Origin of the sequence: Stenotrophomonas lactitubi (genome assembly GCF_002803515.1) — a bacterium.
GTDB lineage: Bacteria > Pseudomonadota > Gammaproteobacteria > Xanthomonadales > Xanthomonadaceae > Stenotrophomonas > Stenotrophomonas lactitubi.
Genome location: NZ_PHQX01000001.1, coordinates 104085 through 118128 on the forward strand (window position 1 = coordinate 104085; position 14044 = coordinate 118128).

The 14044-nt window shown below is 67.7% G+C and carries 11 protein-coding genes and 1 pseudogene; all 12 read left to right on the forward strand.

Annotated features, from left to right (window positions below):
- The first annotated feature begins 14 nt into the window (after positions 1-14).
- The 12 genes and pseudogenes from rsmH (at position 15) to ftsA (ending at position 13924) form a co-directional block, all read left to right on the forward strand.
- A complete protein-coding gene (gene rsmH, locus CR156_RS00430) occupies positions 15-983 on the forward strand; it encodes a 16S rRNA (cytosine(1402)-N(4))-methyltransferase RsmH (protein WP_100551561.1) in 969 nt (322 codons plus the stop codon).
- Entirely contained in the window at positions 980-1243 is a 264-nt protein-coding gene (gene ftsL, locus CR156_RS00435; RefSeq protein WP_025876599.1) for a cell division protein FtsL, read from the forward strand. Before rsmH ends, ftsL begins: the two co-directional genes overlap by 4 nt.
- Positions 1240-3084, forward strand: a complete 1845-nt coding sequence (locus CR156_RS00440; RefSeq protein ID WP_100551562.1) for a peptidoglycan D,D-transpeptidase FtsI family protein — start codon at positions 1240-1242, stop codon at positions 3082-3084. Before ftsL ends, CR156_RS00440 begins: the two co-directional genes overlap by 4 nt.
- A complete protein-coding gene (locus tag CR156_RS00445; protein ID WP_223880239.1) occupies positions 3081-4640 on the forward strand; it encodes a UDP-N-acetylmuramoyl-L-alanyl-D-glutamate--2,6-diaminopimelate ligase in 1560 nt (519 codons plus the stop codon). The genes CR156_RS00440 and CR156_RS00445 overlap by 4 nt, the downstream gene beginning before the upstream one ends.
- Entirely contained in the window at positions 4637-6031 is a 1395-nt protein-coding gene (locus tag CR156_RS00450) for a UDP-N-acetylmuramoyl-tripeptide--D-alanyl-D-alanine ligase (protein WP_100551563.1), read from the forward strand. Before CR156_RS00445 ends, CR156_RS00450 begins: the two co-directional genes overlap by 4 nt.
- Positions 6021-7106: a phospho-N-acetylmuramoyl-pentapeptide-transferase gene (mraY, locus tag CR156_RS00455; protein ID WP_100551564.1), complete on the forward strand. Its 1086-nt coding sequence runs from the start codon at positions 6021-6023 to the stop codon at positions 7104-7106. Before CR156_RS00450 ends, mraY begins: the two co-directional genes overlap by 11 nt.
- Entirely contained in the window at positions 7106-8425 is a 1320-nt protein-coding gene (ftsW, locus tag CR156_RS00460; protein WP_100551565.1) for a putative lipid II flippase FtsW, read from the forward strand. The genes mraY and ftsW overlap by 1 nt, the downstream gene beginning before the upstream one ends.
- Complete coding sequence (murG, locus tag CR156_RS00465; protein WP_100551566.1) at positions 8422-9510, forward strand: undecaprenyldiphospho-muramoylpentapeptide beta-N-acetylglucosaminyltransferase; 1089 nt, start codon at positions 8422-8424, stop codon at positions 9508-9510. The genes ftsW and murG overlap by 4 nt, the downstream gene beginning before the upstream one ends.
- A gap of 40 nt (positions 9511-9550) precedes the next feature.
- A complete protein-coding gene (murC, locus tag CR156_RS00470; protein WP_089238777.1) occupies positions 9551-10987 on the forward strand; it encodes a UDP-N-acetylmuramate--L-alanine ligase in 1437 nt (478 codons plus the stop codon).
- 41 nt (positions 10988-11028) lie between these two features.
- A complete protein-coding gene (locus tag CR156_RS00475; protein WP_165781015.1) occupies positions 11029-11946 on the forward strand; it encodes a D-alanine--D-alanine ligase in 918 nt (305 codons plus the stop codon).
- Positions 11943-12620, forward strand: a pseudogene (locus CR156_RS00480) (cell division protein FtsQ/DivIB); the annotation flags it as partial. The gene CR156_RS00475 and the pseudogene CR156_RS00480, both read left to right, overlap by 4 nt.
- 68 nt (positions 12621-12688) lie before the next feature.
- A complete protein-coding gene (gene ftsA, locus CR156_RS00485; protein WP_025876580.1) occupies positions 12689-13924 on the forward strand; it encodes a cell division protein FtsA in 1236 nt (411 codons plus the stop codon).
- Positions 13925-14044 lie beyond the last annotated feature (120 nt).

The following is a 14044-nucleotide window of genomic DNA, read 5'->3' on the forward strand; positions in this document are numbered from 1 at the left end:
GCCGGGGTGCCCGGATGCGCCCAGAAGCGCAGACCGGTCACCTTCCGGTGTCGCAGTCGCCGGCGGTGCATCTGCCGGTCCTGTACACCCAGGTCCTGGAAGGCCTGAGGGTGATCGAAAACGGACGTTATCTGGATGGCACGTTCGGTCGTGGCGGTCATGCACGTGGCGTGCTCACCCAGCTCGGTCCCGAGGGACGCCTGCTGGTCATGGACAAGGATCCGGAAGCCATTGCCGTTGCCGAGCGCGATTTCGCGCCGGACCCGCGCGTGTCGATCTTCCGCGGCAGCTTCGCCCAGCTGCTGCAGTGGAACGAGACCGCCGAAGGCCTGGATGGCGTGCTGTTCGACCTTGGCGTGTCCTCGCCGCAGCTGGATGTCGCCGAGCGGGGTTTCAGCTTCGGCAAGGACGGCCCGCTGGACATGCGCATGGACCCTGACAGCGGCGAAAGCGCTGCGCAGTGGATCAACCGCGTTGAAGAGCGCGAGCTGATGGACGTGCTGTGGACCTATGGCGAAGAGCGGCAGGGCCGACGTATCGCCAAGGCCATCGTGGCCCGCCGGGACAAGCAGCCGTTCTCGCGTACTGCAGAACTGGCCGAGTTGATCGCCTCCGTGATGCCGCGTGGCAAGGACAAGATCCACCCGGCCACGCGCAGCTTCCAGGCCATCCGCATCCACATCAACCGCGAACTGGCCGATCTCGAAGCCGGGCTCGATGCGGCCGTGCAGCGGCTCAAGCCCGGTGGCCGGCTGGCGGTCATCAGCTTCCACTCGCTGGAAGACCGCATCGTCAAGCAGTACATGAACCGCCTGGCCAAGGCGCCGCCGGCCAACCGCCGGCTGCCCGAGGCGCAGGTGTTCGTGCCGACGCTGGACCTGATCGGTGGCGCCATCAAGGCCACTGACGAAGAGCTGGCGATGAACCCGCGCGCCCGCAGCGCCGTGCTGCGTGTTGCCCAGAAGCGGGAGGCCGATGCATGAGCCGGCTGTTGCTGATCATCCTGTTGGCCTGCACCGTGGCCTCGGCGATCGGCGTCGTGTTCGTGCGTCATCGTCACCGGCAGACGTTCATCGAGCTGTCGCGCGCCGAGCGTGCGCGTGATGACCTGAACATCGAATTCGGCCGCCTGCAGCTGGAGCAGGCGACCCTGGCCGAAGCCAACCGCGTGGACAGCATCGCCCGCGAAAAGCTCGGCATGAAGTTCCCCGAGGCCGCCGACGTCGTGGTGGTGCGCCCATGAGCAAGACCGGCCGCAACCGTCCCCGCAACGCCTTCAACCTGCGCCAGCGCCTGCGCTGGGTGGCCCTGGCACTCGGCCTGTGCTCGGTGTCGCTGGTCGGTCGTGCCGCCTACGTGCAGATCATCAACAGCGACTTCTACCAGCGCCAGGGTGAAGCACGTTACCTGCGCGAACTGCCGATCAAGACTTCGCGCGGCATGATCACCGACCGCAACGGCGAGCCGTTGGCCGTGTCCACGCCGGTCGCTTCGATCTGGGTGAATCCGCAGGACCTGCTGCGTTCGCCCGAGCGCATCCCCGAGCTGGCACAGGCGGTGGGCATGTCGGTGGACGAGCTGAGCAGCCGCCTGTCGCAGAAGTCGGACAAGGAATTCATGTACCTGCGTCGCCGGATCAATCCGGACGAGGCAGAGCGCGTGGTTGCCCTGAAGATTCCGGGCGTGGCGGCACAGCGCGAGTTCCGCCGCTTCTACCCGCAGGGTGAGGCGATGGCGCACGTGCTGGGCTTCACCAACATCGATGACCGTGGCCAGGAAGGCCTGGAGCTGGCCTTCGACGAATGGCTGCGCGGCAAGCCCGGCGGCAAGCGGGTGATCCGCAACCGCAAGGGCGAGACGGTCGAGAGCGATCTGCTGCGTGCCGCCGAGCCGGGCAAGGACCTGACCCTCAGCATCGACCGCCGCATCCAGTACCTGGCCTTCAAGGAACTGCGCAACGCGCTGGTCGCCAACAAGGCGGCAGGCGGTTCGATGGTGATCATGGACGTGACCACCGGCGAGATCCTGGCCATGGTCAACCTGCCGACCTACAACCCGAATTCGGTGGGCGGCGCGGCCCCGGACACGCGCCGCAACCGCGCGGTGACCGATCTGGTCGAGCCGGGTTCGACGATGAAGCCGTTGACCATCGCCACCGCGCTGCAGGCCGGTGCGGTGACCAAGGACACCGTCATCGACACCAACCCGGGCTACATGACCCTGGGTCGTTTCACCATCCGCGACGTGCCGCGCAACAACGGCGTGCTGAACGTCACCGGCGTGATCACCCGCAGCTCGAACGTGGGTGCGGCCAAGGTCGCGGCGAAGATGCCCGACCAGGTGTTCTACGACGGTGTGCGCCGCTTCGGCTACGGCTCGGTACCGCATAGCGGCTTCCCGGGCGAGTCGGGTGGCGTGGTGCTGCGTCCGGCCCGCTGGTCGGGCACCACCAAGACCACCATGTCCTACGGCTATGGCCTGAATGTCACACCGCTGCAGATCGCTACCGCGTATTCGGCCTTGGCTAACGGCGGCAAGCTGATCGCGCCGACGTTCGTCAAGGGCCAGCGCAACGAAGGTCAGCAGATCATCGACGAGAACGTCGCCAAGCAGGTGGTGGCGATGATGGAAACGGTGGTCACCCAGGGCGGCGCCAAGCAGGCGGCGGTGCTGGGCTATCGCGTGGCCGGCAAGACCGGTACCGCGCGCAAGACCGGCCCTGGCGGTTACGAGCGTGGCCACTACAACGCGCTCTTCGCCGGCGTGGTGCCGGCCACCAATCCGCGGTTTGCCACCGTCATCGTCATCAACGATCCGCAGGGCGGCAAGTTCTACGGCGGCCTGGTGTCGGCGCCGGTCTATCACAACGTGATGGAAGGCACCCTGCGCCTGATGGACGTGCCGCTGGACGACCTGCAGTCGTGGTTGGCGGCGCAGCAGTCCGGAAAGATCGGCCATTCGGCGTCGGTACTGCCGGTGCCGCCGGCCGAAGCCGCACTGCCGGTGGATGCCGCCGCTGAATTCGATGCCGCGCTGCCGAGCGCGCAATCCCATGTGCCACCCGCTACGGGAGGCACGCAATGAGTCCTTCGATGTTGCTTTCGCAGTTGCTTCCGGACGTGGCCCTGGCGGGCCATGATCCCGTTCTGACCGGCCTGGTGCTGGACAGCCGTGCCGTGCGCCCCGGCAATGCCTTCGTCGCCATCGCCGGTTTCGGCGCGCATGGCCTGGGCTTTGTCGAGCAGGCGCGCGCCGCCGGTGCCGGCGCGATCCTGTTCGAAGCGCCGGCGCCCGCCGAACTGCCTGCACCGGCCGATGCCATCGCCGTGCCGGGCCTGCGCGCGCGGCTGGGTGCGATGGCCGACCAGTTCCATGGCGCGCCTTCGCGGGCGATGACCATGGTTGGCGTGACCGGCACCAACGGCAAGACCTCCACCGTGCAGCTGCTGGCCCAGGCCTGGCATCTGCTCGGTACGCCCAGTGGCAGTATCGGCACGTTGGGCGCCGGACTTTATGGTGCCGTCGAGCCGACCGGTTTCACCACCCCGCTGGTGCTGCAGATGCATGCGCTGCTGGCACAGCTGCGCGACGACGGCGCGCGTGCGGTGGCGATGGAAGTCAGCTCGCACGCACTGGACCAGGGCCGCGTGGATGCCGTGCACTACGACGTGGCGGTGTTCACCAATCTCACCCGCGATCACCTTGATTACCACGGCGACATGGCCAGCTACGGCGCGGCCAAGGCGCGGTTGTTCCATCGTCCGGGCCTGAAGGCGGCGGTGATCAATCTTGACGATGCGTTCGGTCGCCAGCTGTTCGCCGGCCTGCCGGCGGGCGTGCAGGCGATCGGCCTGAGCTCGCGCGGTGCCGACGGCGCCAACGTGCGCGCAGACGCACTGCAGCTGGATGGCCGCGGCATCGGTTTCGAGCTGGTCATCGACGGCCAGCGCGCTGCGGTGCAGTCGCCGCTGCTGGGCCGCTTCAACGTGGACAACCTGCTGGCCGTGGCCGGCAGCCTGCATGCGCTGGGGCATCCGCTGCCGCGCATCGCCGAGGTGCTGTCGGCGCTGCAGCCGATCCGTGGCCGCATGAACCGCCTCGGCGGCGAAGACGGCCTGCCGACCGTGGTGGTCGACTATGCACACACCCCCGACGCGCTGGAACAGGCGCTGGACAGCCTGCACGGCCACCTGCAGGGCACGCTGTTCTGCGTGTTCGGCTGCGGTGGCGAGCGCGATACCGGCAAGCGCCCGCAGATGGCTGCGATTGCCGAACGCCTGGCCAACCAGGTCATCGTCACCGACGACAACCCGCGTGGCGAAGATGGCGACGTGATCGTGGCCGATATCCTGGCCGGCTTCGCTGATGCCTCCACCGTGACCGTGCAGCGCAACCGCGCGCGCGCGATCGGCCTGGCGGTGAAGCGCGCTGGTGACGGCGACATCATCCTGATTGCCGGCAAGGGCCATGAGCCGTACCAGGAAGTGAATGGGGTGCGCCATGACTTCGACGACACCGAAGTGGCCGCTGCTGCACTGGCCGCCAAGGTCGGTGTGCTGGCGGCGACGCGCATGGATGCGCTAGTGGCCCGGCCGCAGGACGCGGAAGAGGGCCCGCAGGCAGGGGAGGGCGCGGCATGAAGCGCACCCTGCTTTCGCTGATCGCCCACTGGGCCGGTGGCGAAATCCACGGCGACGACGTGGCCATCGACGCCATCAGCAACGATACCCGCAGCCTTGGCCCGGGCAGCCTGTATGTGGCGCTGCGTGGCGAACGCTTCGACGGCCATGACTTCGCCGCTGACGCGCAGGCACGTGGCGCCAGCGCGCTGCTGGTCGAGCGCTTGCTGCCGCTGGACCTGCCGCAGGTGCTGGTGGCCGACAGCGAGCGCGCGCTGGCGAAGATCGCCGCCGGCATGCAGCGCGACCGTGCGACCGAACTGTTCGCCATCACCGGCAGCAACGGCAAGACCAGCGTGAAGAGCCTGCTGCTGGCGATCCTGCAGCAGGTGGCCCAGCACGCGCACAAGGTGGTCTACGCCAACCCGGGCAACCGCAACAACGAGATCGGCCTGCCGCTGGCAGTGATCGACGCACCGGAAGATGCCGACTACGCCGTCTACGAGATGGGCGCCGGCAAGCCGGGCGACATCGCCTACCTGACCGACATCGCGCGCCCGCGCTATGCCCTGGTCAACAACATCGCCCCGGCGCACCTGGAGCGGATGGGTAGCCTGCTCGGCGTGGCGGTGACCAAAGGCGCGATCTACGCCGCGCTGCCGGCCGATGGCGTGGCGGTGATCAATGTCGACGATGCCTACGGGCGCTGGTTCGAACAGCATTTCATCGGTACCCCGGCACGTTGCCGGGTGCTGCGCTATGGCCTGGAACACACTGCCGACGTCACCGCGCGCGACATCCGCGCCGGTGCGCAGGGCAGCCGCTTCACCCTGGTCACGCCGATGGGCGAGGCGGGCGTGGTGCTGGGTCTGCCGGGCCGCCACAACATCAGCAATGCACTGGCCGCCGCCAGCCTGGCGCTTGCCGCCGGCATCGAGCTGTCACTGGTGGCTACCGGCCTGGCTGAAGCACAGCCGGTGCCGGGCCGCCAGATCGCCCATCAGCTGCACAACGGCGCGGTGCTGGTGGACGACAGCTACAACGCCAATCCCGGTTCGCTGGCCGCTGCCATCGACGCGCTGGCCGCCGCACCGGAAGAGGGCTGGCTGGTGCTGGGCGACATGCGCGAGCTGGGCCCCGATGCCGAGGCGCTGCATGCACAGGCGGGCATCCGCGCGCGTGCTGCCGGCCTCAAGCGCCTGTATGCACTGGGCCCGCTCAGTGCCGCCGCTGCCGCCGCGTTTGGCGAGGGCGGACGCCATTTCACCACCCATGACGCGCTGTCGCAGGCGCTGAAGGACGAGCTGCACGCCGGCGTGCGCTGCCTGGTCAAGGGTTCCCGTGGCAGCGCCATGGACACGATTGTCAAAGCGCTGCTGGCGCAAGGAGAGGAATCCCCGCATGTTGTATGAACTGGCTCGATGGTTGCAGCAGTTGGAGAGCCTGTTCGGGCTGTTCAACTACCAGACGTTCCGCGCCATCCTTGCCGCGTTGACGGCGCTGTTCCTGTCGCTGTGGCTCGGCCCGGCGATGATCCGCAAGCTTGCCCAGTTCAAGGGTGGCCAGCCGATCCGCAAGGACGGCCCGCAGACCCATTTCTCCAAGGCCGGTACGCCGACCATGGGCGGTTCGCTGATCCTGCTCACCGTCACCCTGTCGGTGCTGATGTGGGCTGACCTGCGCAACCGCTACGTGTGGCTGGTGCTGGCGGTGATGCTGTGCTTCGGCGCCATCGGCTGGTACGACGACTGGATCAAGATCGTCCGTCGCGACCCGAACGGCCTGAAGTCGCGCTGGAAGTACCTGCTGCAGTCGATCTTCGGTCTGGCTGCGGGCATCTTCCTGCTGCAGACCGCGGATGTGCCGGCGGCGTTGACCTTCTATATCCCGATGTTCAAGTCGGTGGCGCTGCCGTTGGCTGGTGTCGGCTTTGTGGCCATCGCCTACTTCTGGATCGTCGGCTTCTCCAACGCGGTCAACCTGACCGATGGCCTGGACGGCTTGGCGATCATGCCCACCGTACTTGTGGCTTGCGGCCTGGGCGTGTTCGCCTATGCCTCGGGCAACGTGGTGTTCGCCAACTACCTGCAGATCCCGCAGATTCCGGGCGCCGGCGAGCTGGTCATCATCTGCGCCGCGATTGCGGGTGCAGGCCTTGGCTTCCTCTGGTTCAACACCTATCCGGCCATGGTGTTCATGGGCGATATCGGCGCGCTGTCGCTGGGCGCGGTGCTGGGCACCATCGCGGTGATCACCCGCCAGGAACTGGTGCTGGTGATCATGGGCGGCGTGTTCGTGATCGAAACGCTGTCGGTGATGATCCAGGTCGCCTCGTTCAAGCTGACCGGCAAGCGCGTGTTCCGCATGGCGCCGATCCACCACCACTTCGAGCTGAAGGGCTGGCCGGAGCCGCGCGTGATCGTGCGCTTCTGGATCATCTCCGTCGTGCTGGTGCTGATCGGCCTGGCCACGTTGAAGGTACGCTGATGAATGACCTGTCGCACCAGGCAACACGCCTTGAGGCCATCGGTGGCAGCTACGACAAGTGGCTGCTCGGCGCGATGATCGCGCTCACCGGGCTGGGCGTGGTGATGGTCGCGTCCAGTTCGATCGCGTTGATGAGCAGCCCGTTCTACTACCTCAACCGCCACCTGATCTTCCTGGCGGTCGGCATCGTGCTGGCCATCATGGCTGCGCGCACCGAGCTGAAGACCATCGAGCAGTACAACCAGATGCTGCTGCTGGGCTGCTTCGCGCTGCTGGTGGTGGTGTTCGTTCCCGGCCTGGGCAGCAGCGTCAACGGCGCCCGCCGCTGGATCAACCTGGGCATCTCCAAGTTCCAGACGGTCGAAGCGGTGAAGGTGCTCTACATCGTCTGGCTGTCCAGCTACCTGGTGCGCTTCCGCGACGAGGTCAACGCCACCTGGCCGGCGATGCTCAAGCCGCTGGGCGTGGCCGGTGCGCTGGTGGTGCTGCTGCTGCTGCAGCCCGACTTCGGTTCGTCCACGCTGTTGCTGGCGATCACCGCCGGCATGCTGGTGCTGGGCGGGGTGAACATGCCGCGCATGTCGATGCCGGTGGTGATCGGCCTGGTCGGCATGAGCGCGCTGGCGATCATCGAGCCGTACCGCATGCGCCGCATCACCTCCTTCCTCGACCCGTGGGCCGACCAGCAGGGCGACGGCTACCAGCTGTCCAACGCGCTGATGGCGGTGGGCCGCGGCGAGTGGACCGGCGTCGGCCTGGGCAATTCGGTGCAGAAGCTGTACTACCTGCCCGAGGCGCACACCGATTTCATCTTCTCGGTCACCGCCGAGGAATTCGGCTTCCTCGGCACCTGCACGATCGTGGCCCTGTACGCGCTGCTGGTCGGCCGTACGTTCTGGCTGGGTATGCGCTGCGTGGAAATGAAGCGCCACTTCTCCGGCTACATCGCCTTCGGCATCGGCCTGTGGATCAGCATGCAGACCTTCGTGTCGATCGGCGTGAACCTGGGCATCCTGCCGACCAAGGGCCTGACCCTGCCGCTGATTTCGTCGGGTGGTTCGTCGGTGCTGATGACCTGCGTGGCGATGGGCCTGCTGCTGCGTGTCTCCTATGAACTGAAGCGTGCCGAACGCCGCCAGGCCGTGCGCATGGGCGCTGCTGATGAAGTTGCTGGCCCGGCTCCGGCCGATGCGCCGTCCGCACCGGCGGCAAAAAACGTGCCGATGGCTGCCGAACCGGCCGCTGCCGAGTCGGCCGCCGTGCGCGGCACCAGCCGCCTGCAGTCGCGCGTCGAACCTACCTTCGGGAGGCTCGGATGAGCGCGGCCCAGAACAACGCCCGGCCGGTGATGATCCTGGCCGGTGGTACCGGCGGGCATATCTTCCCGGGCCTGGCCGTGGCCCGCGTGCTGCGCGCGCGTGGCGTGCCGGTCACCTGGATGGGCGCCGCTGGTGCGATGGAAACCCGTCTGGTTCCGCAGCACGACATCCACATCGATACGCTGGCCATCACCGGTCTGCGCGGCAAGGGCAAGCTGGCCCTGCTGGCCGCACCCTGGCGCCTGATGCGCGCGCTGCGTGCCGCCGGCCTGATCATCCGTGATCGCCAGCCGCGTGCGGTGGTTGCTTTCGGTGGCTTCGCCTCCGGCCCCGGTGGCATGGCCGCGCGCCTGCACGGCCTGCCGTTGATCGTGCACGAACAGAACCGCGCGCCGGGCCTGACCAACCGCATCCTGTCGCGCTACGCGCGCCGCCTGCTGACTGGTTTCCCGGGCACCTTCGCTGCACGCGAGGAATTCGTGGGCAACCCGGTGCGTGCCGAAATCGCCGCCGTCGCGCCGCCGCAACAGCGGCTGGCTGATCGCAGCGGTCCGCTGCGCCTGCTGGTACTGGGCGGCAGCCAGGGCGCACGCGCCCTCAACAGTGGCGTGCCGCAGGCACTGGCCGCGCTCGGTGCGCAGGTGCCGGTGGTGGTGCGTCACCAGAGTGGCGAGAAGCTGCATGCCGAAGCGGTGGAGGCCTATGCCAAGGCCGGCGTGCAGGGCGAAGTGACGCCGTTCATCGCCGACATGGCCGAAGCCTTCGCCTGGGCCGACCTGGTGGTGTGCCGTTCCGGCGCATCCACGCTGGCCGAGCTCTGTGCGGTCGGCATCGGCAGCGTGCTGGTGCCATTCCCCGCTGCTGTCGACGATCACCAGACCCGCAATGCGGAGTATCTGGTCGAGCGCGACGCGGCCGTATTGCTGAAGCAGGACGAAACGCTGGCAGACGGCATTGCCGCGCTGCTGCGTGATCTGTCCGAAAATCCCGCCCGCCGCATGCAGATGGCGCAAGCCGCGCGTGCCCTGGCCAAGGTCGATGCCGCCGAGCGCATCGCCGATATCATTCTCGAGGAAGCTGTATGAAGAAGGCACGCTCCAGCGCCTGCCCTGCGCGAGGCCGCGCATGATCCGCCGCCTGCATGACACCAACGATCTGGTGCGCGCATTCCCGCGCGTGCATTTCGTCGGCATCGGCGGCACCGGCATGAGCGGCATCGCCGAAGTGATGCTGACGCTGGGCTATGAAGTGTCCGGTTCGGACAACGCCGACAACGCTGCCACCCGCCGCCTGGCCGGCCTGGGCGCGCGCATCATGCGCGGCCATTCCGCCGCCAATGTGCTGGGCACCGACTGCGTGGTGGTCTCCAGCGCGATCCGCGAAGACAACCCGGAGCTGATGGAAGCGCGCAGCCAGCGCATCCCGATCATGCCGCGCGCGGCGATGCTGGCCGAACTGATGCGCTTCCGCCGCGGCATCGCCGTGGCCGGTACCCATGGCAAGACCACCACCACCAGCCTGACCGCTGCGGTGCTGAGCGAAGGCGGGCTGGACCCGACCTTCGTAATCGGTGGCCAGCTGCTGGCGGCAGGTGCCAACGCCAAGCTCGGCGGAGGCCAGTGGCTGGTGGCCGAGGCCGACGAGAGCGATGGCAGCTTCCTGCGCCTGAATCCGTTGATGTCGATCATCACCAACATCGATTCCGATCATCTGGAGAACTACGGCAACGACTTCGCCCGCGTGCAGGCGGCGTTCGCCGAGTTCCTGCAGCGCCTGCCGTTCTACGGCCTGGCGGTGCTATGCATCGACGACCCGGAAGTGGCCGCACTGGCCGCCAAGACCCCGCGCCACGTGATGAGCTACGGCATGAGCCCGCAGGCCGACGTGCGCGCTGAGAACGTGGTGCAGGAAGGTTCGCGCATGCGCTTCACCCTGCGTCTGCCGCAGGGCACCAGCCAGGAAGTGGTGCTGGCGCTGCCGGGCAAGCACAACGTGCTCAATGCGCTGGCCGCTGCGGCGGTGGGTTGGCAGCTGGGTGTGTCTCCGGACACGATCGCGCGTGCGCTGGCCAGCTTCGCTGGCGTCGGCCGCCGCTTCAACGATCTGGGCGAAGTGACCACCGCCACTGGTGCAAAGGTCCGCATCATCGACGACTACGGTCACCATCCGAGCGAACTGGAAGCCGTGTTCGCCGCCGCCCGTGGCGGCTGGGCCGACAAGCGCCTGGTGGTGGCCTTCCAGCCGCACCGCTACAGCCGTACCCGCGATCAGTTCGACAAGTTCGCAGCGGTGCTGTCGAGCGTCGATGCGCTGGTGCTGAGCGAGGTCTACCCGGCCGGCGAAGAGCCGATCGCCGGCGCCGATTCGCATGCGCTGGCCCGCGCCATCCGTGCGCGTGGCCGCAGCGAGCCGGTGGTGGTCGGCAAGGCGTCCGAGCTGGCAACCGTGCTGCCGGACGTACTGCAGGACGGCGATCTGCTGCTGATGATGGGTGCGGGCGACATCGGCGCCGTCGCCAGCCACATTGCAGTGGAAGGTTTCAAGGCGGAGGGCGAGGCGTGAGCACGCTGACCTTCCCGTCGCTGCGCAGCACCGATCCGGCCATGTTCGGCCGCGTCGCCGTGCTGCTCGGTGGCAGCTCCAGCGAACGCGAAGTGTCGCTGGATTCGGGCCGCAACGTACTCGAAGCCCTGCAGTCGCGTGGTGTCGATGCGATCGCCATCGATGGCATTCCGGCGCTGGCCAAGGCGCTGGCGGCCGGCGGCATCGATCGCGTGTTCAACATCCTGCACGGCCACAACGGTGGTGGTGAGGATGGCATCGTGCAGGGCCTGATGGACGCGTTCGGCGTGCCCTACACCGGTTCCAACGTGCTGGGCTCGGCCTTGAGCATGGACAAGATCCGCACCAAGCAGGTGTGGCTGTCGCTGGGCCTGCCGACCCCGCAGTACCGGAAGGTCGATGCCTCCACGGTGCATGCGCTGGCGGCCGAGCTCGGCCTGCCGGTGGTGGTCAAGCCGGCCAACGAAGGCTCCAGCGTGGGCATCAGCCGGGTCACCGACGACGCCGGCCTGGACGAAGCGGTGGCCCTGGCCGCGCGCTACGACGGCCAGCTGCTGATGGAACAGATGGTGGTCGGCGATGAACTGACCGTGGCCATCCTGGGTGATGTCGCGCTGCCGTCGATCCGCATCGTGCCCAAGGGCCAGTGGTACGACTACAACGCCAAGTACATCGCCGAAGACACCCAGTACCTGTGCCCGGGCCTGGATGGTGATGACGAAGAAGAGATCCGCCGCATCGCGCTGGCCGCCTTCCGCGCCGCCGGTTGCCGTGGCTGGGGTCGCGTCGATGTGATGCGTGATCGCGCCAGCGGCCGCTTCTTCCTGCTGGAAGTGAACACCGCGCCGGGCATGACCAGCCATTCGCTGGTGCCCAAGGCGGCCGGGCAGGCCGGCATCAGCTTCGAGGAGCTGGTGTGGCGCGTGCTGGAACAGACCCTGGAGGCATCGCACGCATGAACGCGGTGCTGCGCATCTTCGTCTGGCTGTTGGCACTGTCGGTGGTTGCACTGCCGGTAGTGGCCGTGGTCAATGGCTGGGTCGGCGCCGAGCGCTGGCCGCTGGCGAAGCTGCGCGTGCACGGTGAGTTCAAGCGGGTGCCGCCGGAACAGCTGCAGCAGGTGCTGCTGCCGTATGCACATGCCGGCTTCTTCGCGGTCAAGCTGCAGGACGCGCAGGACGCTCTGGAAAAGCTGCCGTGGGTGGAAAGCGCGCAGGTGCGCAAGCAGTGGCCGGACGTGCTGGAAGTGACGCTGGTCGAGCACAAGCCGTTCGCGCGCTGGGGCGAAGGTCGCCTGCTGTCCGAGCAGGGCAAGCTGTTCCCCACGCCGAAGAAGCTGGCCGACCTGCAGCTGCCCGAGCTGGATGGCCCGGACAGCCAGACCGAAGAAGTGGTCAAGCTCTACAACGATTCGCGCGCGCTGTTCGCGCCGGCTGGCGTCGATGTGCGCCGGCTGACCATGGACGCGCGCGGCAGCTGGTCGCTGCTGCTGAGCAACGGCACTGAAGTGGTGGTCGGCCGCGATGATGCGCGTTCGCGCCTGCAGCGCTTCGTGCGCGTGCTGCCGCAGCTGGCCAACCAGGCCGCGCCGATCGAGCGCGCCGACCTCCGATATACCAATGGTTTCACGCTGAGCTGGGGCACTCCGGCCGCCCCCGCCAATGCACCGGGCACCCCGGCAAGAAGGACGCAGGAAAGAACATGAATCGCAAGGGTGACAAATCGCTGATCGTCGGCCTGGATATCGGCACCTCCAAGGTGGTGGCGCTGGTGGGCGAGTATTCGCCGGGCAACCCGATCGAAGTGATCGGCATCGGCTCCCATGAGTCGCGCGGCCTCAAGCGCGGCGTGGTGGTGGATATCGAATCGACCGTGCAGTCGATCCAGCGCGCGGTCGAAGAAGCCGAGCTGATGGCCGGCTGCGAGATCCGCTCGGTGTACGCCTCCATCTCCGGCAATCACGTGCAGTGCAAGAACTCGCCCGGCATCGTGCCGATCCGCGACGGCGAAGTGACCTGGGGCGACCTGGATCGCGTGCTCGATGCGGCCAAGGCGGTGGCGATTCCGGCCGACCAGAAGATCCTGCATGCGATCCCGCGCGAGTACGTGCTGGACGACTCGCAGGAAGGCATCCGCAACCCCGTCGGCATGACAGGCGTGCGCCTGGAGGTGCATGCGCACCTGGTGGTGTGCGCGCAGTCGGCCGCCGCCAACATCAGCAAGTGCGTGCAGCGCTGCGGCCTGCAGGTGGACGACCTGGTGCTGTCCTCGCTGGCCTCCAGCGTGGCGGTGCTGACCGCCGACGAGCGCGAGCTGGGCGTGGTGCTGGTCGACATGGGCGCCGGCACCACCGACATCGCAGTGTTCGTGCAGGGTGCGATCTGCCACACCGCCTCGCTGCCGATCGCCGGCGACCACGTGACCAACGACATCGCGCACATGCTGCGTACGCCGACCCCGGAAGCCGAGCAGATCAAGGTGCGCTACGCGTGTGCCCTGGCCCAGCTGGCCACCGCCGAGGAAAGCATCCAGGTGCCGTCGGTCGGTGATCGTCCGCCGCGCCGCATGCCGCGCCACGCGCTGGCGCAGGCCGTGCAGGGCCGCTACGAAGAGATCTTCGAAATGGTGCAGGCCGAACTGCGCCGCTCCGGCTTCGAGGAACTGGTGCGCGCCGGCATGGTGCTGACCGGTGGTGCCTCGAAGATGGAAGGCGTGGTCGAACTGGCCGAGGAAATGCTGCAGATGCCGGTGCGCGTGGGCATCCCGCAGCACGTCACCGGGCTGGGCGAAGTGGTGGGCAACCCGGTGCACGCCACCGGCGTGGGCCTGCTGCTGATGGGCAGCCAGATCGAGCATCCGCGCCGGCCGTCGCTGCCGACTGGCCGCGCTGGAAGCATGTTCAAGAAACTCAAGACCTGGTTCCGCGGCGAATTCTGACGCGGAACCTGCACCACCCGGGCTCGCCCGGTTGCAACACCTGCAACACGACGCAACACCGGCAACACATAACCCACACAGCCGCAACGACGGCATGCAGCACGAAGGCAGGACGCCCGA